The organism is Enterococcus sp. DIV0176, from assembly GCF_050528535.1.
In the GTDB taxonomy this organism is placed as follows: Bacteria; Bacillota; Bacilli; order Lactobacillales; family Enterococcaceae; genus Enterococcus_B; species Enterococcus_B thailandicus.
On sequence record NZ_CP172879.1, the window covers coordinates 497,347 to 522,449 of the forward strand.

General features: G+C 34.5%; 28 protein-coding genes and 1 pseudogene. 17 read left to right on the forward strand and 12 right to left on the reverse strand.

All coding sequences use genetic code 11. From position 1 onward, the window contains the following. Window positions 1-28 precede the first annotated feature (28 nt). The 4 genes from IGJ66_RS02400 (at window position 29) to IGJ66_RS02415 (ending at window position 3,281) form a co-directional block, all read left to right on the forward strand. Entirely contained in the window at window positions 29-1,330 is a 1,302-nt protein-coding gene (locus tag IGJ66_RS02400; protein WP_430616780.1) for a hypothetical protein, read from the forward strand. Between the two features lie 45 nt (window positions 1,331-1,375). Continuing rightward, entirely contained in the window at window positions 1,376-2,299 is a 924-nt protein-coding gene (locus IGJ66_RS02405) for a hypothetical protein (RefSeq protein WP_430616781.1), read from the forward strand. A gap of 40 nt (window positions 2,300-2,339) precedes the next feature. After that, complete coding sequence (locus tag IGJ66_RS02410) at window positions 2,340-2,498, forward strand: hypothetical protein (RefSeq protein WP_430616782.1); 159 nt, start codon at window positions 2,340-2,342, stop codon at window positions 2,496-2,498. A 564-nt stretch (window positions 2,499-3,062) separates the two neighbouring features. Then, window positions 3,063-3,281 (forward strand): hypothetical protein, encoded by a 219-nt coding sequence (locus IGJ66_RS02415; protein ID WP_430616783.1) that lies wholly within the window; start codon window positions 3,063-3,065, stop codon window positions 3,279-3,281. 497 nt (window positions 3,282-3,778) lie between these two features. Here IGJ66_RS02415 and IGJ66_RS02420 read toward each other — a convergent pair whose 3' ends face one another. The 3 genes from IGJ66_RS02420 to IGJ66_RS02430 all read right to left on the reverse strand — a co-directional run bounded on the left by IGJ66_RS02420 (window position 3,779) and on the right by IGJ66_RS02430 (window position 5,101). Then, window positions 3,779-3,988, reverse strand: coding sequence for a hypothetical protein (locus tag IGJ66_RS02420; protein ID WP_430616784.1), 210 nt, complete (start codon window positions 3,986-3,988; stop codon window positions 3,779-3,781). A 313-nt stretch (window positions 3,989-4,301) separates the two neighbouring features. After that, window positions 4,302-4,481, reverse strand: a complete 180-nt coding sequence (locus IGJ66_RS02425; protein ID WP_430616785.1) for a hypothetical protein — start codon at window positions 4,479-4,481, stop codon at window positions 4,302-4,304. Window positions 4,482-4,660: 179 nt separating this feature from the next. Then, complete coding sequence (locus IGJ66_RS02430; protein ID WP_095803431.1) at window positions 4,661-5,101, reverse strand: helix-turn-helix domain-containing protein; 441 nt, start codon at window positions 5,099-5,101, stop codon at window positions 4,661-4,663. A gap of 127 nt (window positions 5,102-5,228) precedes the next feature. On the opposite strand from IGJ66_RS02430, the gene IGJ66_RS02435 reads away from it, so the two are divergent. Further along, window positions 5,229-5,708: a hypothetical protein gene (locus IGJ66_RS02435; RefSeq protein WP_430616786.1), complete on the forward strand. Its 480-nt coding sequence runs from the start codon at window positions 5,229-5,231 to the stop codon at window positions 5,706-5,708. A gap of 340 nt (window positions 5,709-6,048) precedes the next feature. Beyond that, window positions 6,049-7,681, forward strand: a pseudogene (locus IGJ66_RS02440) (IS1182 family transposase); the annotation flags it as partial. Between the two features lie 122 nt (window positions 7,682-7,803). Here IGJ66_RS02440 and nrdI read toward each other — a convergent pair. Continuing rightward, window positions 7,804-8,259, reverse strand: a complete 456-nt coding sequence (gene nrdI, locus IGJ66_RS02445; RefSeq protein ID WP_430616787.1) for a class Ib ribonucleoside-diphosphate reductase assembly flavoprotein NrdI — start codon at window positions 8,257-8,259, stop codon at window positions 7,804-7,806. A 208-nt stretch (window positions 8,260-8,467) separates the two neighbouring features. On the opposite strand from nrdI, the gene IGJ66_RS02450 reads away from it, so the two are divergent. Next, window positions 8,468-9,895 carry a basic amino acid/polyamine antiporter gene (locus IGJ66_RS02450; protein WP_067485169.1) on the forward strand — a complete coding sequence of 476 codons (1,428 nt, stop codon included), beginning with the start codon at window positions 8,468-8,470 and terminating at the stop codon, window positions 9,893-9,895. 166 nt (window positions 9,896-10,061) lie between these two features. On the opposite strand, the gene IGJ66_RS02455 is transcribed toward IGJ66_RS02450, so the two are convergent. Then, window positions 10,062-10,778 (reverse strand): GNAT family N-acetyltransferase, encoded by a 717-nt coding sequence (locus IGJ66_RS02455; RefSeq protein ID WP_179189238.1) that lies wholly within the window; start codon window positions 10,776-10,778, stop codon window positions 10,062-10,064. A 174-nt stretch (window positions 10,779-10,952) separates the two neighbouring features. Continuing rightward, window positions 10,953-11,273 carry a DMT family transporter gene (locus IGJ66_RS02460; RefSeq protein WP_067485163.1) on the reverse strand — a complete coding sequence of 107 codons (321 nt, stop codon included), beginning with the start codon at window positions 11,271-11,273 and terminating at the stop codon, window positions 10,953-10,955. Between the two features lie 283 nt (window positions 11,274-11,556). On the opposite strand from IGJ66_RS02460, the gene IGJ66_RS02465 reads away from it, so the two are divergent. The 5 genes from IGJ66_RS02465 to IGJ66_RS02485 all read left to right on the forward strand — a co-directional run bounded on the left by IGJ66_RS02465 (window position 11,557) and on the right by IGJ66_RS02485 (window position 16,192). Beyond that, the gene (locus tag IGJ66_RS02465) at window positions 11,557-12,345 is read left to right on the forward strand and encodes a TraX family protein (protein ID WP_430616788.1); all 789 of its coding nucleotides are present in this window, start codon (window positions 11,557-11,559) and stop codon (window positions 12,343-12,345) included. A 176-nt stretch (window positions 12,346-12,521) separates the two neighbouring features. Then, window positions 12,522-13,211: a DUF969 domain-containing protein gene (locus IGJ66_RS02470; protein ID WP_067485156.1), complete on the forward strand. Its 690-nt coding sequence runs from the start codon at window positions 12,522-12,524 to the stop codon at window positions 13,209-13,211. Window position 13,212: 1 nt separating this feature from the next. After that, on the forward strand, window positions 13,213-14,157 hold the full coding sequence (locus IGJ66_RS02475; protein ID WP_067485154.1) for a DUF979 domain-containing protein: 945 nt from the start codon (window positions 13,213-13,215) through the stop codon (window positions 14,155-14,157). A 16-nt stretch (window positions 14,158-14,173) separates the two neighbouring features. Then, window positions 14,174-14,818: a pyroglutamyl-peptidase I gene (gene pcp, locus IGJ66_RS02480; RefSeq protein WP_067485150.1), complete on the forward strand. Its 645-nt coding sequence runs from the start codon at window positions 14,174-14,176 to the stop codon at window positions 14,816-14,818. A 78-nt stretch (window positions 14,819-14,896) separates the two neighbouring features. Beyond that, the gene (locus IGJ66_RS02485; protein ID WP_430616789.1) at window positions 14,897-16,192 is read left to right on the forward strand and encodes a hypothetical protein; all 1,296 of its coding nucleotides are present in this window, start codon (window positions 14,897-14,899) and stop codon (window positions 16,190-16,192) included. 511 nt (window positions 16,193-16,703) lie between these two features. On the opposite strand, the gene pnuC is transcribed toward IGJ66_RS02485, so the two are convergent. Both pnuC and IGJ66_RS02495 read right to left on the reverse strand, forming a co-directional pair. Beyond that, on the reverse strand, window positions 16,704-17,453 hold the full coding sequence (pnuC, locus tag IGJ66_RS02490) for a nicotinamide riboside transporter PnuC (protein ID WP_067485144.1): 750 nt from the start codon (window positions 17,451-17,453) through the stop codon (window positions 16,704-16,706). A gap of 217 nt (window positions 17,454-17,670) precedes the next feature. Further along, a complete protein-coding gene (locus IGJ66_RS02495; protein WP_067485141.1) occupies window positions 17,671-18,741 on the reverse strand; it encodes an endonuclease/exonuclease/phosphatase family protein in 1,071 nt (356 codons plus the stop codon). A gap of 141 nt (window positions 18,742-18,882) precedes the next feature. On the opposite strand from IGJ66_RS02495, the gene gloA2 reads away from it, so the two are divergent. The 4 genes from gloA2 to IGJ66_RS02515 all read left to right on the forward strand — a co-directional run bounded on the left by gloA2 (window position 18,883) and on the right by IGJ66_RS02515 (window position 20,763). Further along, on the forward strand, window positions 18,883-19,263 hold the full coding sequence (gene gloA2, locus IGJ66_RS02500; protein ID WP_067485139.1) for an SMU1112c/YaeR family gloxylase I-like metalloprotein: 381 nt from the start codon (window positions 18,883-18,885) through the stop codon (window positions 19,261-19,263). A gap of 94 nt (window positions 19,264-19,357) precedes the next feature. Continuing rightward, window positions 19,358-19,876, forward strand: coding sequence for a PepSY domain-containing protein (locus IGJ66_RS02505; protein ID WP_067485136.1), 519 nt, complete (start codon window positions 19,358-19,360; stop codon window positions 19,874-19,876). An 83-nt stretch (window positions 19,877-19,959) separates the two neighbouring features. Beyond that, window positions 19,960-20,139 (forward strand): hypothetical protein, encoded by a 180-nt coding sequence (locus IGJ66_RS02510; protein ID WP_067485133.1) that lies wholly within the window; start codon window positions 19,960-19,962, stop codon window positions 20,137-20,139. Window positions 20,140-20,199: 60 nt separating this feature from the next. After that, entirely contained in the window at window positions 20,200-20,763 is a 564-nt protein-coding gene (locus tag IGJ66_RS02515; RefSeq protein WP_067485131.1) for a GNAT family N-acetyltransferase, read from the forward strand. A 273-nt stretch (window positions 20,764-21,036) separates the two neighbouring features. On the opposite strand, the gene IGJ66_RS02520 is transcribed toward IGJ66_RS02515, so the two are convergent. The 4 genes from IGJ66_RS02520 to IGJ66_RS02535 all read right to left on the reverse strand — a co-directional run bounded on the left by IGJ66_RS02520 (window position 21,037) and on the right by IGJ66_RS02535 (window position 24,259). Beyond that, entirely contained in the window at window positions 21,037-21,915 is an 879-nt protein-coding gene (locus tag IGJ66_RS02520; RefSeq protein WP_067485127.1) for an NmrA family NAD(P)-binding protein, read from the reverse strand. Next, window positions 21,915-22,343 (reverse strand): MarR family winged helix-turn-helix transcriptional regulator, encoded by a 429-nt coding sequence (locus IGJ66_RS02525; protein ID WP_393968573.1) that lies wholly within the window; start codon window positions 22,341-22,343, stop codon window positions 21,915-21,917. Before IGJ66_RS02525 ends, IGJ66_RS02520 begins: the two co-directional genes overlap by 1 nt. Window positions 22,344-22,844: 501 nt before the next feature. Beyond that, window positions 22,845-23,360, reverse strand: a complete 516-nt coding sequence (locus IGJ66_RS02530; RefSeq protein WP_430616790.1) for an LURP-one-related/scramblase family protein — start codon at window positions 23,358-23,360, stop codon at window positions 22,845-22,847. A 26-nt stretch (window positions 23,361-23,386) separates the two neighbouring features. After that, window positions 23,387-24,259: a Cof-type HAD-IIB family hydrolase gene (locus IGJ66_RS02535; protein WP_067485117.1), complete on the reverse strand. Its 873-nt coding sequence runs from the start codon at window positions 24,257-24,259 to the stop codon at window positions 23,387-23,389. Window positions 24,260-24,384: 125 nt separating this feature from the next. Here IGJ66_RS02535 and IGJ66_RS02540 point away from each other — a divergent pair, with 125 nt between their 5' ends. Beyond that, complete coding sequence (locus IGJ66_RS02540) at window positions 24,385-25,065, forward strand: uracil-DNA glycosylase (RefSeq protein WP_067485113.1); 681 nt, start codon at window positions 24,385-24,387, stop codon at window positions 25,063-25,065. Window positions 25,066-25,103: the final 38 nt, after the last annotated feature.

Below are 25,103 nucleotides of genomic sequence, written 5' to 3' on the forward strand. Positions count from 1 at the left end.
TAAACTATTATGATCAAGGAGTTTGGTTATGGGAAAATTATTTGTTGATGAAAAAGGACCACAAGAAAATTTTAAAATATCGTCTCCATTTAACACAAAAGAGAAGCTAGCATACGGGACAGATATTATGCATGGATATGTTGCTAATGCTTGGTATATCGACAAAGATATGGATAAATTTACTGAAGAGTTTATTGAGTTAGAAAAATCTTACTTACAAACATTACAAAATCCCGACATAGAGTTGAAAGGGAGTAGAATTCTAAAAGGAAGATTTAAATATGGTGTTACTTCTTTAAGAAGAAAAGACGTTGAGTTTTATACGAAATTATTTGAGTTATTAATCAAATATAAAAGTATGAATCTATTATTTTCTGTTAATAAAATGTCAATTATCTTTGATAGCAGGTTGTTGGAATGGATATATTTATTAGAGGAAAAAAGAATGATAAGTAATGCATATCTTACAAAGTATTCACTAACAAAATATTTAAATATAGAAGCTTCAGAAGAAGTAATCAAATCAATTTTAGACTTGAATTGTACTAGTAAAGATCTTCTAAATAAAATACAACGAGATATGCAAAGTCTAGTTGATGCCAATAAAAAAAATAAACGTATGCAGGGGCAACTAGTAGAATATAAAAAACTTATCTCTACTATAAAGAAAACAAAGCATTTCATTGTTAATCCACCAGAAAAAATTGCCTTTGACTGGAATAAGGTTGCGTATGCCATGGATTTATGGCTAACTGATAATGAATTAAACAATCGAGTAAATCCTAAAGATATAGATCTTTATCTAGATAATGGTATTAAAAGCAGCTATTTTGAAAAATTTTCATTTAATTCTATTCACGAAAATGTTAACTCTAAAAATAATGCTGGCGTGAGGGTAACTGATTTTTTAGTGGCTATTGCGGGAAATTATATAAAAAATTTACACACAGCTTCTCAATATGATAGAGAAGAACCTGCTAAACCAAAAAGACTTTCTGCAAATTTTTTTGATGTAACAAAAGATCAATTTTATTTATTAAAATTGATGAATGAATTTTTCTTTTGTAGTGGGAATTTTTCTATTGTAGTTGATACGTTTTTTGATGATGAACTTATTTTTGAAGCATTTTTAAACTATTTTGATCAATTTAAATCATTTGAAGAGTTTCAAATGACCAGTAATAAAACGCATGTGAAAGAGCAACTTAAACTTACTATCTATTATTTTAGAGAGAGATGGAATCAGGGAATAGTACACGATGGAGATGTAAAGAACTTATTTTCTAGTACAAGAGAAGCTGTTGCATCAGGACTACTAAGACCGTTGTAGCAACTATAATTTAGTAATTAAAACTAGCAAAGAGGAGAATAATAAATGCAAAAAGTATTTAAGTTGTTGGGTATAGGGATTACGATTTTAGCGTTAGGAGGTTGTACTGACTCTAATAAAAATGATGATGAACATAGTCAAGAAACAACTATGTCAAAAAATATTACTATTACACAAGATAAGGTAAGTGATCCTTTTACAGCAAAAGAAGATATAGAGATAACGAATAAAGAAAGAGAAATGAACGCCTCTGAAAGAATGAATGAACTATTTAATGCTACTGATAAGGATAAGATCATAGATAGTACGACTGAAGAATTTCAGTATCAATTTGCTGTTGAAAGTAGTTCACATGGACCATTTACACAAAAAAAACAAATCGAAGAAAATAAACAAATTGTATTTAATAATTTGGATAAAGAAATTGGGCTAAAAAAATATTTTACTGGGGTTGCATTGAAAAATATTAAAGACAGCTTTGAACAAATGAATAGTCGTACAGAACTTCAATATCCATTAGAATTTTTCTTCTTGGCTCAGTATAAAGCGTCGTATTGGTCAGAAGTTAAAACTAATGATGAAGGATACGTTAATGCATATATTGATAGAAAGACTGTAGTATTTGATGGCCAAAGTTGGAATGTAGCTTATGTGGATTCAGAAGGAGAAAACGTTGCAAAAATGGAAATAACTAATAATTCTATCGAAAATGGTCCTACTGGATACAAAAACTCATATTCTTTTGATTCAGAACTTTTAAAAAATAAAGTAGAAAATAAAGACAATGACCAATTAGCCCAATCTTTACAGTTGAATGATCATAAATATGAAAATTTATCAGTGTCATTTGAGAATCCTGGCATTAATCCTTTAGGCTTAACAAGTATTGGAGGAAGACCTGCATTGGTTGTCACTTTAAATAAGGAAGATTCAATTTGGAAAATTAACTCAGTAGAGTATGGTTATTAACGTCTATAAATATGATATCTAATAAAAAGGAATGATTTAAATGGAAAAATTTACATGTCAAGAATGTGGCAATGAATTTAAAAAAAGTGAATTAGATAGAGATTTTTTTGACGATGGTGAATACTATTGCCAAGCATGTACACTATTTCTTTTACAATGTGGACAAGATGCAATCGATCCTCATTGGGATGAGGAGTAAGTTATAACTTGACTTCAATCAAAAGTTAATTATTTTCAGCTTTTGATTCGTAATTTTATTTTTGTCTATGAGTTTTATTATGAAGATATTTTACAATGGTTTTAGTCCAATAGGGTATACCCTGTTGGACTTTCAGAAGATATAGAATGAAGTATGGGATTACTAATAAAACTAGGGAACAAAGAAGAGGTGAAAAATAGAAGTTTCAGTATTGGTATTGCATATTTTAATGAAAAATTTGATATAAATTATTTTAAAAATCGGTAATGGAGGTCCTGATGTGATAATTTTAGTGAGTAAGATGTGAGAAACACTAAGAATAGGTTAAAAAAAAATTATTTGATTAGGATTAGCAAATGAAAAAATAAAACTTTTTCTATATGTAGTGGACTTTGCCAGAATACGAGGACTCATATAAATAAACATTACAAAAAATACACCAATTATTACATAATTGGTGTATTTGAAATATTTGATACATTTATTTTACCTATGAAATATTTTATCACGTTATTATAGTGTAGCGATGTTAGTCGTGTAGTGATCTTGGCGAAAGGAAAATTTATGAAAAAACAAAATAATGCTTTGCAATTACTTTTTATTGCAGTATTAGCTGTAACTATTACTTATATTTTTGTAGAATACAACCAGACAGTTTTAGAATGCTTCCCGGCTTTAAAAACTATCTGGTCAGAATTAAAATCTATTTACTACCATGAAAATTTTAAATATCTTGTTATGCTTTTACAAACACTATTTTCTATTAGAAAAAGACCTTCATGAAAACTTAGCAACTAAAAGAAAAACTCTTTCTATTTTACTAAATAAATTGCCAAGACACACTCTTATAGTAATATAAGAGTTTTTTCTTTTTACGCTTTCATTCTAACAACACACAGAACAGAAATCTAGTAGTTTTGAAAATTGTAATTTGTTAGTAATCTTCCCGTTACTTCATTGTCGTATTTACATTATAAAATTTTATCGATTTAAGTATTTTCTATTTAGGATACTATACACTTAATAAAAATTATGAAGAGAGATTACGAGTCTAGTCTCTCTTTTTTGCGGTATTTTCCTTGAATAGACTACCTTTTTTGAGCCTGAATATGTAGTAAATCGTTATATATTTCAGACATATCTTTTCCTGCTGATAATGATAAAGAATAGATGAATGCAGCAGGCAAACTTTCGACACTTTTTTCTCTGGTGACCCCCAATTAGCATATAGAACTAAAAATAATTTAGGAGTCAAATATGTTTTGCTTTCTTTTGTTGAGCTAATTTTTTCTATTTGTATTGTTCTGTTCAAACCATTCTTTTAGTAAATAAATGATCATTAAAAATAGAGCAGTGTACAATCCAGAACCAATGAAATCTCCGTTGATAATATATTCAATCAAAATACCTACTAAACTAGCAATAATAAAAACTATTATCAAATTAAGATATGGGTGACGTTTTTTGAATTTATTATATTCATTTAACATTTTAGACCTCAATCCAATTATTCTGTCTTATATCTTGTTGCTACGACTTTTCCTGCAGCATTAAAACCTCTTTGATAGTAAAATCCAACCATTGTGGTTTTTATGGACCAAATATATTGGTAGGTTATTGGGGAAAATTAATTTTATGAGAATCGTCTGTTGGTTGATTATGATGGCTGATAAGCTGCTACGAGTTTTCTAAGTGTGTGTAAGCCTTCTTCCTTCATTCACAAAATTTAAATCATGCATTATGTAGCCATTGAATAGTATTATCTGCGCTGGTATCAAGAAGAGATGCAACTGTATAATCAGCTTAGACTAAATAAAGAGACTGACTTCCTAAACTAGTAAATATTTGCTCAAAAATCTTACGTGGTACTTTTCTATTTTTGTACCCATAAGGATCATTTACAAAAATAGTATTCTTGTCAAATCCTGTAATAACACTTGCATGATTAGCTACATCAGCTACAGGCTCAACACCTACTCCCAATACTAAGTCGCCGCCCTGAATTTCTCCAACAAACCCCTCATGAGGATTTCCGCGAAGACCATTGTTGTCAATAACAGGAACATAATTTAGTAATTTAGCCAGATTATTTTTGGTTGATATCCATAATACTTTATCAGCATATCTGCTTTCACATTATGACAAGTACGGTAAAGAAAAAACTAAAAAAAAATCAAATCAACCCCAACTGCAAGAATAACCAATATATTTAAAACAGAAAGGAATACTCCCAAATATAAAAAACTGTGATATATTTTCAATTTTAGCCTCTTTTTAAACTCCAAAGTTAAATATATCAAAATAAATGCTGCTAATGGAGTAAAGAAAGAAGCAATTGCTACCAACAATAGAAAATAAAAATTTTGATTGTTTATGGCACCGTTCTCTTCCGGAGTAGATTGAAGCATCTCAACGGAATCATCTATAAAATAACTAATTGGAACTTCATAGAATTTACTAATTATCTTTAAGTTTTCTGTATCTGGAATAGAGTAACCTCTTTCCCAATTAGAAATGGTTTGTCTCGAGACATTAATTTTGGTAGCTAGTCCTTCTTGCGTATAGCCGGCTGCTTTCCTTAAATTCCTCAGTTTTTCTTCCATAAATTGCCCTCCAATATTAAATTTCAAAGGTTTGCAAAGTGATTTTGACAGATTATTTCCCGATATTACGCAATACTTATTGAGTGATCCCAATTACTTTATAAAAAACGCATAAGGAGCGATACAGATGAAAAAATCAATTTTTTTAAAAACGAGCATTGTTTTAACTACTATTTTAACACTAAGCACCAGCCTAACACCATTGACAACTTTCGCTGCAGAAAATCACAGCATAGACGAACAGACAGTACCAGCGTCAACCAGTTCAGATTTAAAAGAACAATTTGGTCTCACAGACAAGGAGTTGAATTCTATTGATAAAACACAAAATTTTACACCAACCGCAGATCAATTAAAACAAATTGACAATTTATTAAACCGTAACCATAATGCCCGTATATTCGGACTTGATGATGTGTTAGAATTAATTGCAATTGTAGGATTTGGTTATGCAGCTGGTCACTGGGCAGCAAGCGAGGCGCATAAACGCTTTGGCCTATCAGCTGCAAGCTATAAATCAAATAGATGGTGGTGGAGAGCAGGAATCGCTGCTGCTGCAGGAGTTCCAGCTGCGGTAGGATTCGATGATTATTTCTATGGAATCTAAAAGAAATACGAAAGCAAGATTAAAACGTCTTCAATATCTTTTCGTTATATTGATGATCGTAGCTTTAATTAGAGAAGTATACTTTTTAGCATTTAGCTTTGGGATTACATCAAGTATATTTTATCTATTCCAAAAGAACTACAAAGAGAATAATACATAGATCGAGTTATCTCGCTTCTACGTATAACAAAAAGAGCTTGGGACGTAAGTTCTAACAAAAATCCAGATGCCAGTCAAACTGATTGGCATCTGGATTATTTTTTATATTAAAATAAAAACACCATTGCTAAAATAAAAGTGACTAAACAAATAAAAAGTGAGGCGTTCTTATGTTTAAAGTTATACCACAAATCAAGTCGTTCCTCCTCTAGATTTTAGTTTTCAGTTAGAAAAAAATGATATTGCGTTCGCTATTGATGAGTTAATTGAAAGTATTCCTGAAGAGCGTTTCATTCCTTTTCATCCTCAAATGGGGCCGTCTTCCTATCATCAAAAAATGATGATGAAGATGATTTTATGTGCCTACGCACAATCCGTGTTTTCTGGTCGAAAGATTGAAGCATTGACGAAAGACAGTATTCGCATGATGCGGCTTACGCAAAGTTATCAGCCTAGTTATCGAACAATTAATCGGTTCCGTATGAATCCTTTGGTGAACACACTCCTTCGAGAGTACTTCGTTCAGTTCCGTAGCCAATTGGTCAAGGAACAACTGATTGATGAAAAAGTCATTTTTATCGATGGGACAAAGATTGAAGCCACTGCCGATAAATACACCTTTGTTTGGAGAAAATAAATTGATAACTTTGAGAAAAGGCTTACTGAAAAATCAGCTTTTCTTTATGATGAATTGGTAAAAAATCAAGTTATTCCTGAAATTGAGCGCGAGTCCACAAAGGAATTCAACTGATTAAGTAAGATTGAGGAACACCTTACTCCTGTTGTCGATAAATTGACAGAAAAAATCGAACAAGAAGATGGCGTGACTCGAAAACAGTTGCGTTCGAAACGAAAAATCCCCAAAAAAATCAGAAAACTATTTCATGATTTCAAAGAAAACTTGCCTATCAAAGACATAGACAAATTCTAGGAAACCGAAATAGTTATTCTAGAACCGACCTAGATGCTACGTTTACGCGCATGAAGGAGGATCACATGAAAAATGGTCAGTTGAAAGCTGGCTACAATCTTCAAATCGCCACAAACAGTCAGTATATTTTAGGCTATGAGCTTTTCTCAAATCCAACAGATACACGAACACTGCGTCCTTTTTTAACTACTTTAAAAGAGCGTTTCTTTGAACTACCAACCTACATTGTCGCAGATGCCGGTTACGGAGGAGAAGAAAACTATCAAGCCATTTTAGAAGCCCATGGGCGGACACCACTCATTACCTATTTGATGTATCATAAAGAACAAAAGAAAAAATTCAAACAAGACCCATTTCTTCCTGCAAACTGGTCGTATCAAGAATTAGATGATACGTTTCTTTGTCCTAATGGATGAAAAAGGAGGTTTCGCAATTACTCTATTCGTACAGATAAAGATGACTTTAAACGATAGTTAAAACAGTATGAATGTGAAGACTGTTCGAATTGTCTTCTTCAAAGCCAGTGTAAAAAGCAAAGAGTGACAAGAAGCGTAAGATTAAAAAGAACATGAACCGGGAATACTTTAAAGCAACGATTCAACAGCTACTTTCAGAAGAAAAAACTGGTAAAATCTATCGTCAACGAAAAATTGACGTTGAACCAGCTTTCGGACATTTGAAGGCTTGTTTAGGTTTTACTCGGTTCTCTGTTCGAGGAAAACAGCAGACAAACAATGAGATTGGCTTTGCGTTAATGGCAGTAAATTTAAGAAAATATAGATTGAACATGCCCACAATCAAGGAAGATTCTTCCAATAATTTCAAAAACAGACGGCTGAAAATCCTTTTTACGATTTTCGGTCGTCTGTTTGATGGTTCTTAGGACTTATGTCCCAAGCTCAACGTGTTTTTGATTTTGGTAGGCCATTTACTGGTTTTGTCCCAGGCCCCGATTCATTTTTATCGTTAATTGGTTAAGATTTTTATATTAACCAATGTTTTTGTTTATTGATTGTCGTTAAACACTTGAGTCAATGTTTGATAAATTTGTGCCACATCAGTTGGCGTACCACGTAATTCATAATCAGCTAAGAAAGGAAAACCAAATTGTTGCGCATATTGTTTAGCAGTTAAGCAATACTGGTTGTTGAAATTTTTATTGCCACTACCAACAACACCTAAACAAAATTGATAATTATTTTGAAAATCCAGATATTCACGCATGGTTTCAGTCAGAATTTCAGTATCACCATTATCAATTCCGTTGCCACCTTCCAAATAAGTCGGAACAAATGTGAAGAAGGGTTCAGTTTCTTGTTCAAAATCACTATTTTCATGGATTTCTTTTAGCGTGATTTCAGGTAAAGTGTTATCTGCTTGATGCTGTTCTTGGGAGTATTCCATCAGATGATGAGCAAAAGCACGCGTGTTACCAGAGATTGATATATATAAAATGTTCATTTGAGTTCCTCCTATTCGTCTGTTTAGTATAGCATGTTTTTAAGGAAACGACAGAAGGAAAAAGGCGAATGTTTATACGGTGTTTTGTGAATAATTAGAAAAAAATGTATAAAATAATAATTTTGTGAGAGTTTTAGTGAAAAGGGTAAAAGCAACAGTGGTTTGTTATAATTTGATAAAAGCGGTTTTTTATTTGGAGGATACTTGCATGAATGAGATAGAGCGACAGAAAAAAGGGATTGGGCTAATTCCACTAGCAGCCATGGTCATTGGTTCAGCTATTGGAGGTGGCGTTTTCGGTATCATGACAGACATCTCTGGTTCAGCAGGAGGTGCAGCGCTCTTTAGTTGGTTACTTGTCGGCTCGGCAATGTTGATGTTATCTTTGTCTATTAACAATTTAAACAAAAAACGTCCGGATTTAGAGGGCGGAATCTTTAGTTATGCTGAAGCGGGATTTGGTCGATTTGCAGGATTTATCAGTGGTTGGGGCTATTGGCTGACTTGTTGGTTAGGAAATGTTGCTTTTGCAACGTTGCTGATGAGTGCATTGGGGTATTTTTTCCCAGTGTTTGCTGGTGGTCAAAATATTCCTTCTGTGATAATGAGTACTCTTTTACTTTGGGGATATGCTTGGTTAGTCAATCGCGGAGTAGAAAATGCAAGTATTGTGAATGCAATCGTGACGATTTGTAAATTAGTACCACTCTTTTTATTCATTGTGGTAGCAATCAGCACATTCTCGATTCAACAATTTATTGCAAACTTTTCAAGTGATATTATTTTAACAGCCAATGGACAAGTTGTTCCATTTTCGAGTCAAATTTTAAGTTGTATTATGGTGATGCTCTGGGTATTTGTTGGAATTGAAGGTGCATCAGTTGTTGGTTCGCGTGCAAAGAAAAAATCAGATGTTGGAAAAGCAACGATTTTAGGGATTCTTGGCTTGATTTTGATTTACGTGTTAGTTTCTATGCTTCCGTATGGAACGATGCCAATGAAAGAACTTCAATCGATTCAGACACAACCGGCTATGGGGTATGTATTTGAAAAAATGGTTGGTAAATGGGGCGCAGTAGTAATTAACGGAGGTTTGATCATTTCGTTATTTGGTGTGTGGCTTTCATGGACGATTTTACCAGTAGAAACGATGCGCAATATGGCACAAGATGGTTTGTTACCAAAAAGTTGGAGTAAGGTGAATGCACAAGGCGCACCAACCTTCGCGATTATTTTAACAACGTTGTGTACAAATGTGTTCTTGTTATCACTTTTATTTACAGACAGTGCGTATAACTTTGCGTATACTTTGGGAACGGCAGCGATTTTCTTTACGTGGTTATTTCTCGGATTGTATCAAATGAAATTATCCTATCAACGTCGTGAATGGGGACAGTTTTTGATTGGCCTGTTAGCCAGTGCCTTCCAAGTTTGGGCAATGTTTGTGGTTGCCTTTAACGAAGTAATGCTTGTCTTGGTTCTTTTCTTGCCAGGTATTTACTTCTATCTGCAAGCTAGAAAAGAGCAGGAACAGCCAGTCGATCATGTGAAAATCGATCGCTTCTTATTGATTTTGGTCACTTTAGTAGGAGTCGTAGCTTTAATCCTATTTGGAACAGGAAAACTGCATGTGTAGTTGATTGCAAGTTCTTTAAAGTAAATAAAATAGTTATTAGTAAAAAAGATAGCTTTAATTTCCAAACCTTCGGAAATTGAAGCTATCTTTTTATGTATATCAAGGTCCCTATTTATAATAAATTGGCACCAACAGCCTATCAAGGTCAACTAGAAGGAACAATGGTTCATTTTTGTGCTTGATAAAATAAGCCACTAATTTTATAGCCAAGCTTTTTGTACATTTCTTTTGGCGTATCGGAATAGTCAGCAACAACAACGATAGTCGTATCTTGATAAAAATTCGCTACATATTGTTGTAATGATTTAGCAACTGTTTGATTTCTAAAGTCTGGCGCAGTATAAATATCATAAATTTCAATATTTGTTGGATGCTTAATGACCGTCGCAAAGCCAATCACCGCTTGATTTGTTGAAGCAATAAATAGATCTAAGATGTCCTCTTTAAATAAAGTTAGGAGAAAGTGTTGATTGATTTTTGCAAATTCTTCACCGTAGATAAGGTCTTGCGTAAATTTGCTATTTAAAAATTCAGTGAGTGTAGCTGTATGTACCTTTGAAATCTCAAATTTGGGGAAGCTTGTTGAGGCTAACTGATTACTTGGAATAGTAAAAATCAACATTTTTTCTGTAGAGAATCCTTGCGTCTCTAAATGAGCTAAAAAAGAATCAGAAGGGGTGAAGTTAAATTTAAACATAGGTGCATCGTTCATCCAGTTTTCCATAAAGTTCTCTTCAATAGCAGCTAATTCATCAATAGAAGGTTCTTTTTTTAACCAAATAAAATTCTGGTCATATAGGTAATTGGAATACGCACTAAAATGTTTCTGAAATAAGTCTGTTTCATAAGAAATCTTAGATCCAGTAAAAAATTGTTTATTCATAAGCTGGTGCTCTCCTTTTAGTTGATAATATTTTTTAAATAGTTGTTCTGTTTTCTTTTTAAAAAAGCCGATTTGCTCGTACATCTATTAACAGCGTAATCCAAATCAGTGAAAATGACAGCTATTTTTTGACGTAACATACGCAAATCGACCCAATTCATTTTTTATTCTTGTTTAATGGCCACTTGTCATTTTGATACCAACGATGCTAATCAACAAAAGTCCGACAAAAAGCCAAGTTGCTGTATTCAGTTTGTCATGGAATAAGACAACTCCAATGATAACGGAACCTAGGGCACCAATCCCTGTCCAGATAGGGTAAGATAAACTCATTGGTAAGTGTTTGATCGCTTTTGATAAAAAATAGAAACTGGCAATCATACCAATAATCGTATAAATCGAATAATTAACTTTTGAAAAGCCATCACTCCATTTCATCATTGTTGACCAAAATACTTCTAGAACTCCTGCTACAATTAATTCTAACCATGCCATAGCCAAATGCTCCTTTCTAAAATTTTGAACACAAAAAAGAGGAGAACCATTCCTTCAAAGACCTAACGGAATGATTATCCTCATATGCTACCCGGTGGCAGCTTTGTATTCGATTAATAGAGTCAGTATAGCACATTTTAAATAGGTTGGCATTTCTAAAGATAAAAAAACACTATCCAACAAAATTGTAAGAGGAATAGTTACTCTTAAAATGGTTTTGTTTATTGCGAATTAGTATACTAAAGAAATGTTATTAAATAATGAAAAAGTTGAGGGTTTAAGAGTGAATTTTAAAGGAATAAATAGTTTTCAATTAAAGTGGTTAGCGATTGCTTTTATGGTTGTGGATCATGTGAATAGTTATTTTGGGTCACAGCTAGGTTTTCCTTCATGGGTAGCATGGTTAGGGAGATTTGTTGCACCTTTATTTGTTTTTTTATTAGTAGAAGGATTTAGACACACGCGAAGTCGAGCAAAATATGCAAAGCGTTTGGGGTTGGCTGCATTCGTTACGGCAATCGGTAATGTGGTTTACCAGTTGCTGACGGGAGCCTATATCAATCCTTTGACACATCAGCCTGATTACTTTTTATTTTTAGGCCCGCACAATATTTTTCTTACGCTATTTCTTTTATTTTGTATGATGTGGGTGCTAGCTACGATGAAACAAAGTAGTGTGGGACAAAAAATTATGTTGATCCTGACATTTTTGATTTTATTGGTGCTTACAGCAGCATCAGAAGGAGGCATCTATCTGATTCCAATGATGTTGCTGATGTTTGCTTTCAAAGAAGAGGGACAAAGAAACAAATTGTTAATTGGGATTTTTGTTTATACCATGATTTTACTTGCCCTAGCTATTTCTAGTTACATGCAGACGCCAGTGAATCAAAGTTTGTATGATTATTTAACTTTTGATAACGAGTTTATGATGGTGACAGTTATTCCATTAATTGCATTATACAATGGTCAATTAGGTGGGACTAATAGCAAGTGGAACAAATATTTCTTCTATCTTTTTTATCCTATTCACCTCTGGATCATTTATGTTATCTTCTATTTTGTACGTTAACGCTGTCGTAAAAAATACTGTAATCGCTGGATGACTGATTACAGTGTTTTTTTATTTTGTCGATTAATTGACAGAATTTTCGCACATTGATGTCTTTTCATTCGATTTCAACTATATTTTCATTCAAATTTGTTTTATAATTAAAAAATATCTTGTCATTTGGGGGAGGAAAACAAATGGAGAATTATCTAAGCCTTTTAGGCGTTTTAATTGTTATTATTGGTTTTGCACTAAAATTAGATTCAATTTTGATTGTGATGGTTGCTTTAGTCGTAACTGCTTTAACAGGTGGGCTAGGGATTAATGGCATGCTTGAGTTATTGGGTACCAGCTTTGTAAATAATCGAGGCATGGCTATCTTTATTATTATCATGTTAGCAACAGGAACGTTAGAAAGAAATGGATTGAAAGAGTCTGCTGCGACTTTGATTCAACGATTCAAAAAAGTTTCAGCTGGCATGATTATCGATATCTATGGAGTTTTCCGGATGATTTTTGCTGCGTTTAATGTGAGCTTTGGGGGCGTTGCAGGATTTGTTCGTCCAATTATTTTACCAATGGCATTAGGCACAGTTGAATCAAAAGGACTGAAAGTTCATCCAGAACATGAGGAAGAGCTTAAAGGGATGGCATCTGCTATGGAAAATATTTGTTGGTTCTTTGGACAAGTTTTATTTATCGGTGGTGCGGGCGCCTTGCTGGTACAGTCAACATTGAAAGACTTAGGTTATGAAGTGACCTTAGGACAGTTAGCGCTGGTTGAAGTACCAGTGGCACTGACTGCATTAGTTGTTTCTAGTATTTATTTCTATTTAAAAGAAAAGAAATTAGCAAAGAAATATTATTCTCAAGAAAAGGAGCAATAAGATGAATTTTTTTACGAATCCTGATATTTTATTAAGTGATAAATTACTTGAAATTTTATATATCATCATGGGTCTAGTCTTAGTTTATACAGGACTACGAAATCTACTTGATAAAACGAATCCACATCGTTATGGCTCAGCCTTTTTTTGGGCAACGTTAGGTGTGGTGATTGCAGCCGGCCGATGGTTGCCACCACTAGTAAGTGGTATCTTGATTTTTGCTATGACGATTCCAGCAATTGCAAAAAGGGTGAGCAAGGGTGATAGTCGTTTGCCTTCAAAAGAATATATGGAAAAAATGTCAAGCAAACTAGGCATGAAGATTTTTATTCCAGCGTTAAGTATTGGGGTATTTGCAATTTTGTTTGCCTTATTCACCAAATTAGGTGCTTTAGTTGGAGTTGGAGTTGGTGTCTTTGCAGCGATGGCGATTTTGATGTTCTTTTCCCGCGACAATCAGCCTACAACGTTCTTAGACGACGCAGCTGATATGTTAGGAACAGTTGGTCCGTTGAGTATGTTACCAATGCTACTTGCTTCATTGGGCGCTGTGTTTACCAGTGCAGGAGTAGGAACGGTGATTTCAAATGCTGTTGGTACAATTGTTCCTGAAGGAAACGTGAATATTGGGATTATTATCTATGCAGTGGGAATGGTTGTCTTCACAGTAATTATGGGGAATGCCTTCGCAGCAATTACAGTCATGACTGTTGGGATTGGCGCACCGTTTGTCTTTAGTCAAGGAGCAAATCCAGCGCTGATTGGAATGGTTGCTTTAACTTGTGGTTTTTGTGGAACGCTCTTGACACCGATGGCTGCAAACTTTAATATTGTTCCAGTCGCTATGTTAGAAATGAAAGACAAGTATGGCGTAATCAAAAATCAATTATTTATTGCTTTATTTATGTTAGTTTTCCAAATTGCTTATATGATTTTATTTAAATAATTAGGAGGAACAAAAGATGAAAGTATTAGTAACAGGTTTTGATCCATTTGGTGGCGACAAAGTAAATCCAGCTTATGAAGCTGTAAAAAAAATGCCTGCAGAAATTGCGGGAGCTGAGATTATCAAACTAGAAGTACCAACTGTTTTTGGAAAAAGTAGCCAAGTAGTCAGAGAAGCAATCAAAGAGCATCAACCGGAAATTGTCATTTGTGTTGGACAAGCAGGAGGTCGCTCAGCTGTTTCATTTGAACGAGTAGCAATCAATCTAGCAGAAGCACGTATTCCTGATAATGAAGGAAACCAACCGTTTGATACGGCATTGGAAGAAGATGGACCAGCTGCTTATTTCACTACGTTGCCAATCAAAGCAATGACTAAAAATGTTCACGATCATGGACTGCCAGCATATATTTCTTATACTGCAGGAACATTTGTCTGCAATGATATCATGTATCGTTTATTACATGTCCTTCATACAGAATTTCCAACAATTCGTGGTGGCTTTATCCATGTGCCGTTTTCACCTGATCAAGTAATCGAACGTCCAGTGGGTACAGCATCTATGTCATTAGCTGATATTGCCGATTCACTAACGTATGCGGTCGAAGCTGCAATTGAAAATGAACAAGATATTTCTGGTAATGCAGGTACAACTCACTAATAATTAGCAATCAAATAGTAGAGGCTGGCAACTAACGACTCGTTAGATCCCAGCTTCTTTTTTTAGGAGGGAAACGTTATGGAAGAATGGAAAGCAGTATTTGAAGAATGGTTTCCCAAAGAACTAAATAAGAAAAGTTATCCAATTAAAGTATCAAAACAATATACCAGCAATCAACGCTTTGAAATTTATGAACGGTTGACGAAGCCACAACGCAAATTAGTTGATAAATACCGTCGTTACTTAATCAATTCACGTTTTATGGAAGAAAATTATTTGGCTGCTACGGATTGGGTATTTGCTGACTTTAAAATCAACCCTTTTTTTCGAACTTCTCGAAGACAAGAAAAGTTGTATTGCGATTGTGGACGAGAATTAAAGGTTCAATACATCGTTAAATCTCCAAAAACAGGGAAAATTCTAAAACTAGGAATCAATCACTTTGCCGAGCATCTGCATGTTTCACCAGCAATTGCAAATTCAATCCATCAAGGGATGACACAAGTTGATTTAGCATTGGATGAACTATTATGGTTAAAACAACAAAATATCGAATTTCCTGAAGTGTTATGGCAAGAATATCTTTTTTCTTTGTACCATAACCGACGATTGAAACGACCGTATTTACCAGACGTTCATTTGGCTAAACGAGTAGCAGATTTTCGACAAGCTCAGATGCCCATTTACTTAGCAGATTATCAGGCAATAGAACATGAAATCCAAAAAATCAGTGAGCAGATTGCTGATCAGCCAAAGAAAAGTCGAGCAAAGAAGGAATTATTTGAAGATTTTACAGAAGAGTTAACGAGGAACGTTGAAGAATTTTTGACAAATTACCGTGCATTTTTACGAAAAGATTGGCAAGCTGTCTTGGTGGATACAAAGGAAAAATTACCAAGCAGTTATTTTTACTTATTGATTGCTGAATTACGTTCGTTCAATCGAGAACAGCCGACGCATCAGTTGACTGAAGCGAAGGTGCGCGCACAACAACAACGTTTTATCCAACCGGCTATTTACATCTTGATTTGGGAAAAATATGCCTATTATGGTTTTACAGAAGGCTTTTTTGATAGTTTGCCGAGAGTTATCCGTAATGGATTTTTAAAAGCCTTACGCCGAGAAAATACGAGTGAGCAACTGTCGAGCATTGAAGTCAAATCAACTAGTAAAAAGCTGACTGAACAAGAATGGCAAAGCCTTGCTCACTCACTTCATGGCAAAAAAGTAGCCGAAGTGATTGTTGATTTTGAACAACGGCAGTATGTCTTTTCAGAAGAACAAAAAACAGCGTTAGATTATTATCAAAAATTAGAACACTCTCTTTATTTAGAAAAGCCAGAAGTTAAAGCACTATTGAAAGAATTGCTATAAAAAAACTACTGTGACGAAAAGTCACAGTAGTTTTTTGTTCGTTGCTTTAAGCTGTTCTTGATACAACCTTCGCTAATAAGAATTTCTTTTCTAAACTATTTTTAGAAAAATTTCCTTATTGGTTGAAGCTAACCATTTTGCGTCACAACCTTATTCACGGTGTTCCCAAAGCAACTCCTCGAAATAATTCACAACTGTCCAAAAACATGAAAAACTATTTTTTGCCAGTTGCTCATTATTTTGTCAGAGCTGAACGTTTTGCGCCACAACCTTATTCACGGTGTTCCCAAAGCAACTCCTCAAGATAACTTGCATTCACTTCAAAATATGAAAAGCTATTTTGAGTGTTTGCTCATTATCTGTTCGGAGCTAAACGTTTTGCGCCACAACCTTATTCACGGTGTTCCCAAAGCAACTCCTCAAGATAACTTGCATTCACTTCAAAATATAAAAAGCTATTTTGAGAGCCTGCTCGCTATCTTGTCGGAGCTAAACGCTTTGTGCCACAACCTTACGCGTGTTGATGTGTCTGATAATATTCTTCTTCCATTTTTTGCATTCTTTCACGTTCTTTCTGGTTGTACCAAGGAGAAACGGTGAAGGCCAATACATCGTTTAGCAAATAAACAGAGCTGTTAACAAACATTGCTAGACTCGCAGAACCATGTGTAAATGATACATACCAAAGAACCATTTGAGCCAAACCAGATGCTAACCACCAATAATATTGATTGTTGTATCGCAAGAAGCTGATGATACCAGCTGAAAGACTGATTGAAAAGGCAATCGCATCAATCCAAGGACGAGGATCATCAGTATAACGACCAATCAAGAAACCTGAAACAAAATAAACAAGAATAGTACCGATAATTGCGATGAACCAACTTTTACCAGTAAATTTACGAATTTTTGAAGCCATATTGTGATTCCATTCTTTACTTAATAAAACGGGAATATCCAAAGTTACCATATAAGCAATTTGTTCACCTATACTTAAATAATTTTTAGCTGAAAAGCCGACAATGATGAAACACATAGCAGATAAAATGCCCAAAACACCATTAACAGATTTCGCAGCGTTGATCGATAAAATACATAAAACACCTAAATTAGTCCCGATAAAAGCAACAATCGACAGCCAAGTAATGGGGCTATTTACGAGTGTCATGATTTGACAACCCAGACTAAAAAAGAAAAGATAATAATTTTGTTGAGGCCAACCTTTTAGCTGATGAGCTAGAAAATGAAAATATGATTTCATGTATAAGAACTCCTTTAGACACAAAATGTAGTGTCTCTAGATTTTTTTACCACAATCTATTGTATGCTTTTAAATGATAAAATCTAGTCTTACAATTTAAAAAAATCTGTGTTATGATATTTTTATTTCAAATTTCTGCAAAAAACAGAAAAGATTTCAAAGCGTAAATCAAACAAAAAAGCCATTAGTCAATTACCTGACTTTTGGCTTTTCTTTTTCATTGTAGAGAGAATGTCATCTGAACCGGATTATGATCTGAATAAGCAAATTTCGTATCAATTACTTGAATATCTTTAATTGAAAGATTATCAGAAACCAAAAATCCATCAATTAACGTGACGAAAGTTTTGTCTGGTTGATAAGCTTCGTTTAAATTGCGTACAGAAGGAACTGCTTTTTCTGCTAAATCTTTTCGAACGATGTGCATGCCTTTCGGTAAAAGTTCTTCAGGAAACGCATGCGTCCAACTCAAATCTTCTTTTGTTTCGCCAAAAATTTTCTCGCTATCCGGCAACAGAGTGTGATTATAATCACCACCTACAATGATATAATTTTTTTCTGCTTGATCTTTTTTGATTTGTGCGACTAATTTTTTGATTTGTGCTTTTTGAATCGCAGGATCTTTTGTATAAGCAGAGAGATGTAAATTATAAAGTGAAAGAAATCTGCCATTTGCAACAGGAATCTTACTTACCGTAAATGCACGGTCTAAGTCAAAAAACTTATTGAACCCAGTTTCGATGGGTAAAGAATAGCGTGTACTTTCAGCAATCGTTCCTTTACTAAAAGTGACCAACCCAGATTGTGATTTACCAATTGGTTGTGTGATTGGATAAAAAAGATAAGCCGAGTTATAATTTTGACCATAAACAGATGAATAGTCACTAAAATTTTGTGAAAGAGTGGCAACTTCATCAATGTTATATGAACGAGTTGCTTTCTTGTCAACTTCTTGAAAGAAGGCAAAGTCTGGTTGGTGTTCTTGGATAACACCTTGGATTTCCTGTAAGTTATGTTTAACATTTTGTTTACTAAATGCTCGTGACTCAGTGCCGCCATCCATAAAAAAACTATAATCGGGCGGATAGGCCGCATAACCAATATTATAGGTCATGATTTGATAGTCTTGAGCTGTCTGGAGATCTTTGGCTGAACTACTTGACTGAATAGTAAGATCCTGGTTGTCAGCTTCTCGGTGATAGCTTAGATACACGTAACCAACATAGCCTGCTATAATAAGTGCAAGAATTGCGAATATTGATAAAAGTATTTTTAGTAATTTTTTCATTTTATCCTCCTTAAAATATCTATATCTTAGCAGTAATTTAATTAAGAAGCGAGGAGTTTGTGTTCATGACAACCGGATTAAATCATCAGAGTTCTAAAGATTGTACCAATAAATTTTTTTGAGTTAAGAAAGGGAAAAAGAATGAATTTATCAACCATCCACCATGTAGCAATCATTGTTTCTGATTATCAAAAATCGCGAGAGTTTTATGTCGAAAAACTAGGCTTTGAAGTAATTCGTGAGAACTATCGCACAGACAGAGATGATTACAAACTAGACTTAAGACTAGGAGAGGCTGAATTGGAGATTTTTGGCATTGCTTCTGCACCAGCAAGACCAAACTATCCAGAAGCTTGTGGGTTGCGCCACTTAGCTTTTAAAGTCGATCAGATTGAAGAAGTTGTAGCTGAACTTCAGCAAATGGGTATTGAGACAGAGCCAATTAGAAAAGATACTTTTACAGGTGAAAAAATGACTTTTTTCTTTGATCCAGATGGCTTACCACTTGAATTACATGAATAGATAACAAAACTGTCACTTCTTTTTCACTTGCTTCGATTTTTCCAAAAACAGAGTCTTGGTATACTGAAAAAAATTGGGAAAAGGGAGTAGGCAAATGAAAAAAATCGTTCTTACTTTGGCTGCTTTAGTGTTTGTTGGCGTTGCGGGTGGAATGGGCTTGTTAAATGCAACTTTTCAACCAGATGATTTGAGTGAGCAAGATTATCAAATTTCTCTGGAAGAAGCAATTTCAATTTTTGAAGAGGAAGCACACAGTCAGAAAGTGACAAGCATTGGCTTTTTTTTACCTGATGAAGTTAAGAAAACTGCTAGTTCAGCTTATAGTTATTTATTTGTAGATAAAGAGCATGAAGTTGTTGTCAATCCAACGACGGGAAAAACGACGACCAAAGCTATCAGCCAACAAAAAAAGCAAAATCAGACACAATTGGAGACGAAAAAGCTGCGTAAAGCTAAGAAACCGCAAGTTGCTATGAAAGAAGCGATTGCTGTTTCTGGAAACAAGCGGGCAAAAGTCCATGCTTGGGAAATTCTCGAAAAAGAAGGGAAACTTTACTACAATATCCATCTTTTAGCCGAGAAAAAAATCCAGCAATTTTTAATATCAGCATAGTCCAGAAAGAGAAGGTTATCACTTCTCTTTTTTTGTATATAAGAGTAATCTAAAGGTGTGAAAACCGAAAGGAAGTTGAGATTATGGAAAAGATGGTGTGCCCACATTGTGGTAAAAAATTTGCGTATCATGAAGTTAGAAATGTTGTTGAACACGTGGATAAAGAAGTACCAATTGTTTGTCCATATTGCCGTGAAGAAGCAGCAAAACGAGTCTCTCACGGTTACTTTGTTACTCAAAAAATTGAAAATTATTTAAAATAACGAATTTTGCACTTTCTTTTTCCAAATGCTACAATGGCAAGAAAAGGAGAGAGAATAAACATGATTCGTTTTGCAAGAAAAGAAGACGGACCTGAAATTGCACCGTTGATTTTGGTCATTTTAAAAGATATGGAATTACCATTTGTTCAAACCTTTGGCGAGCAAAAAACAATTGAGGTTTTAACTGATGCAATTGCTGATCCGGACTATCGTTATAGCTATACTCGTGGGATCGTTGAAGAAATAGATGGAAAAGTGGCAGGTGTTGCCTTTGGCTATACGGACGAAGAAGAACCCATGATTGATTTACCGTTAGCTGATATTTTAGAAAAACATGAACTTCCACGTGACCAATATTTATTTATAGATAAAGAAACCTTACCTAATGAATGGTATCTGGATACGATTTCTGTTTCTGAAAAATTTAGAGGAAAAGGAATTGGCTCTAAACTATTAGAAGCGTTACCGATGTTAGCAGAAAAAGCGAACCGAACAATCATCGGTTTGAGCGTCGATCAACAAAATCCACAAGCAAAAAAATTATATGAGCGTCATGGATTTGAAGTCGTTGAAGAAACGGAAATCAGCGGGCATCAATATGAGCATATGCAAAAGACAATATAACAGTTGTTTGTAGATAGACTAAGGGTTAGCCAATAAAAAATGAAAAACAATTAAGCGCCTCAAAACAGCTGTTTTGGGGCGCTTAATGTTACGAAATGGCAAGATTTTCTGTTAAAGAATTAGTTATTCATGCATAACTTGAAATTTTGAATTGGCGAATGCCTATTTAGTCCATCATAAGTAAAAAGCAAAGTATATACCTTCACTTGAGGTCTTTTGCTTAAGTTTGGAGACTGTTTTTTTTACGATTATTTTGGTTCAACAACAACTAAATTACTCGTGGGATTCACGAATAAAATCATGTTTATAATCTCGGACATATTCTTGAATGGTTCGTGGTGGCCGATGTAATACTTGTTCAATTGTATTTGTCACCTTTTTAGCATTACCTAATTGAGTAATCAGATAAAGCATTACCATAACATTGACGTAGTCTTTTGGTATACCACGTTGAATCATCACCCGACGAAAGTTAAATAAAGTTGGCTTGCTGTAAGTAATTTTCGTGTCCAAAATCGTTGTCATCACTTCAGCTATCTCGTCATAAGTTAGTGCGCTTGCTCCAGTAAGTTCTAACTCTTGGTTCAAGTAAGCTGAATTTGTTAAACAAACAGCAGCTACCTCACCAATATCTCTGGTATCAATAAAACTTGTTTTTGAATGTCCTGCTGGAATAAACAAATCATGGTTGTTCTTGATATCATTTTGATGCGTTGTATTTAAATTTTGCATGAAGAAGCTAGGACGAATAAAAGTATAAGGTATTTTTGCTTCACGGATCATTTTTTCAATTTTATGATGAGGAGTCATCGGATTTTTTTCAACTCCAATTAAAGAAACGAAAACGATTTGCTCGATAGTTTGTTGTTTGGCATATGCTAGAAAAGGTGCCATGTCTTCTTTTGGTTTAGATAACTGTGGTGGCCGAATAAAGAAGACTTTATTCACACCTTTAAAAGCTTTAGGAAAAGTTTTTGGGTCTAGAAAGTCAAATGGGACAAGTGTTAACTGTTGAAAATGTTGAAATGCTTCTTGAACCTTTGAAACAGTATGAACGCCTACTGTGAGTTTGATTTGATCATTTGTTGCTAAAATTTCAATCAAAGGATAACCAATATTTCCTGTACCACCGATAACAAGTATATGATCCACTATACGTTCCTCTTTTCTATTTGATTGTTTTCCTGATTTATTTTTGTTAGTAAAACATTCAAGGTTGTTTGCTCATCTGTTGATAAAACTGTTAAATAGTTTGCAAGAATCTGTTCGCTAATTGCTTGGCATTCACCTAAAATTTCATGCCCACTATCGGTCAATGAAATCAACTGAGAGCGAAGATCTGAAGGATTCTCCGTTTTGATAACTAATCTTTTCTTTTCTAGTCGTTTGATGATTCCGGAAATAGTGGGTTTGTCCATATCCAATGCTTCTGATAATAAGACAGCAGTCCGTTCATCTTTGAGAGAGAGTTGTTGGATTACTGCCCATTGTTGAACAGTAATTCCTTTTTTATTCAGTACTTGATTTAAATTGTATTTTAATTGCTTTGAAATATTCATTAATAAATAGCCAGTATCCATTTAAGTGAGGCCTCCTTCAATAAAATAATCGATAAATGATATTTAGTTAGTATGCTAACTAAATAAGGGAGAGTTGTCAACTTTTTTTGTTTTGGCTGTGGAAAACTACATTAAAAATCAACTAGCAGATGAAATTGTAGAATAATAAATGTATTTTTTTGAGCAAAAATGATAGCTATTTTTTATTTTTTTAAACTAAAAGCGAAAATAAAAAAAGTATTTCGTTGCATGTTTTGCTATACTTTTTTTGTGTTGATCACAAATAGAGTAATGCCCAATTCTATTTACACTTCCATCAAACCCAAACTTATTCCAATAGCCATTAACGCTTGGTTCAGCGAAGTGATCATTGCTGGACCTTTCTTCATTTTTAGCTTCATCCTTAGTAGAATAGGTGAATTATTTTTTTTTAAGCTGTTTCTCTGGCTAATCAGATCATCACTAAAAAAGCTCTCCCAAAAAGGTTAACTTTTGAGAGAGCTTTTTATTTGTTGAGAGGCGTTAATTCAGATCCAATCGAAAATCAAGTGGATGTTCCTTATTTTTGTTTTTGTGGTAGAGCCAATAATCCAAAACAGCAGCAATACAAATGCAAAGTGGCGCATCTTCATCTTTGGTCACATCTAGTACATAGTAGTCACCAGTAAACAAAGTGGCTTTGTTCATCGCCATAATCGGCTGATTGAAATGATGGATGTGGTAACGGTGATTGTAAATATCCCCTTGAACTGTCCAATGAAGGTGACGAATATAATAAAAATCACCTGGCCAATTAAAAATCTTTTGCATGGTGCCAACTTTTTCAAAATCTTTGTAAAGTTCAAAGCGAGTACCAAATGTCAGGCTGATTTGCTTGATGTGCGCAACGAGTTTTCCATTCATTGAATAAAGCGAAAGTGCATCGCCTTTCGTTCCCCAACGACCAACCATTAAGAAAAGTGATTGACCATCCTCGTTTTTAACGATTGTCCGAGTCGCACGACTAAGCTGTTTTTCTTGAACGAAAAATTCTGACATCGTTATCCCTCTTTTCTAACTAAAAACTATAAGTCTTCAGCAATTGCACGTAAAATTGCCTTGCCAACGCCAGATTCTAAATTCGTCGCAGTTGTGTATTTTGCATATTCTTTCACGTCAATTTCTGCATTCCCCATAGCAAAGCTTACACCTGCTACCTGCAACATACTGACATCATTGAAATTATCTCCAATAGTCATGACGTCATCTAAAGAAATGCCACGGTCGTTTGCAACGTGTGCGACAGCAATTCCTTTTTGAGCATTTTTATGGTTGACTTCAATATTATTTTGACCAGAAGAAGTAACTGTTAGATTACCAAGTTCATCAATTTGTTTGCCGACAGGACCGAGAACACTTGGCCCTTCATTATGGAAACAAATAATTTTCAAAACTTCAATTTCCTCGTCTTGTTGCAAAAGATCACGAATACTATCAATGTAATTAATATGAAGTAATTCTAAATTTGCTGAAGCCATTGCGATGGCCATTTTGTAAGTCAAATGTGGTAAATGTGTAGCAACCATGGAGGCAAAGCTTTCTATTCTTTTTGCTTGGCTTTCAGAATACAAGCCTTTGTTGGTTGAAACTTCATAATAGATTTTATTTTGATCTAAAATATCTAGTACAAGCGCTGCTTCTTGGTGAGGGATGGCAACTGTAAAAAGAGAATTGCCTTCTTTGTCAAAAACTTGTGCACCGTTTAAAGTAATCATCGCACAATCGATACCAACTTCATCTAAAGCGGCACGCGCTTCTTGATAATTACGACCAGTAGCTACCATAAATTCGATTCCAGCTTGTGTAGCAAAGCGAATCGCTTCGGCGTTTTCCGGTGTCACGCTCATGTGTGAATCTAATAATGTACCATCCATGTCGGATGCAATTAGTTTGATCATAATTGTTTACCGTTCCTTTCTAATTCTTCTTCTTAGTTTACCATATTAAGGAGGCAACGCGAGGAAGATTGTCCCTTGTTTAAGAATAATTTGTAGGTTATCCTTTGAAAAGGAGGTGAAGGATTTTGAAAAAAATCATTCATAATAGCTGGCAAGAAATCTTAGCAGATGAATTTGAAAAACCTTATTATCAATCTTTACGTGAATTTTTAAAAACAGAATATCAAACACAAAAGATACATCCCGATATGTATCATATTTATGAAGCATTAGAATTAACGCCCTATGACAAAGTCAAAGTAGTCATTCTGGGTCAAGATCCTTATCATGGTGTGAATCAAGCACATGGCTTATCGTTTTCGGTGCAACCGGGTGTGAAGACACCACCGTCACTTGTGAACATTTATAAAGAAATGCAGTCAGATTTGGGCATCGTGCCAGTACAACATGGAAATCTGGTTTCTTGGGCAAAGCAAGGCGTTTTATTGTTAAATACTGTTTTGACTGTTCGAGAAGGACAAGCGTATTCACATCGTGGAAAAGGCTGGGAACAATTAACAGATCGAATCATTGAAAAATTAAATGAGCGGGAACAGCCAATCGTTTTTATTTTATGGGGCAAACCAGCTCAAGAAAAAATCAAAATGATTGATCGCAGTCGCCATGTCATTTTGGCTTCACCACATCCAAGTCCGCTGTCAGCACATCGTGGTTTTTTTGGCTCGAAACCATTTTCGAAAGCAAACGATGCATTGGTGGCTTTAGGCGAAACACCAATTGAATGGCAACTGCCTGAAACAGTGTAATAAAACAGCGCTTTCCTGTTATAGTGCAGAATTGCATC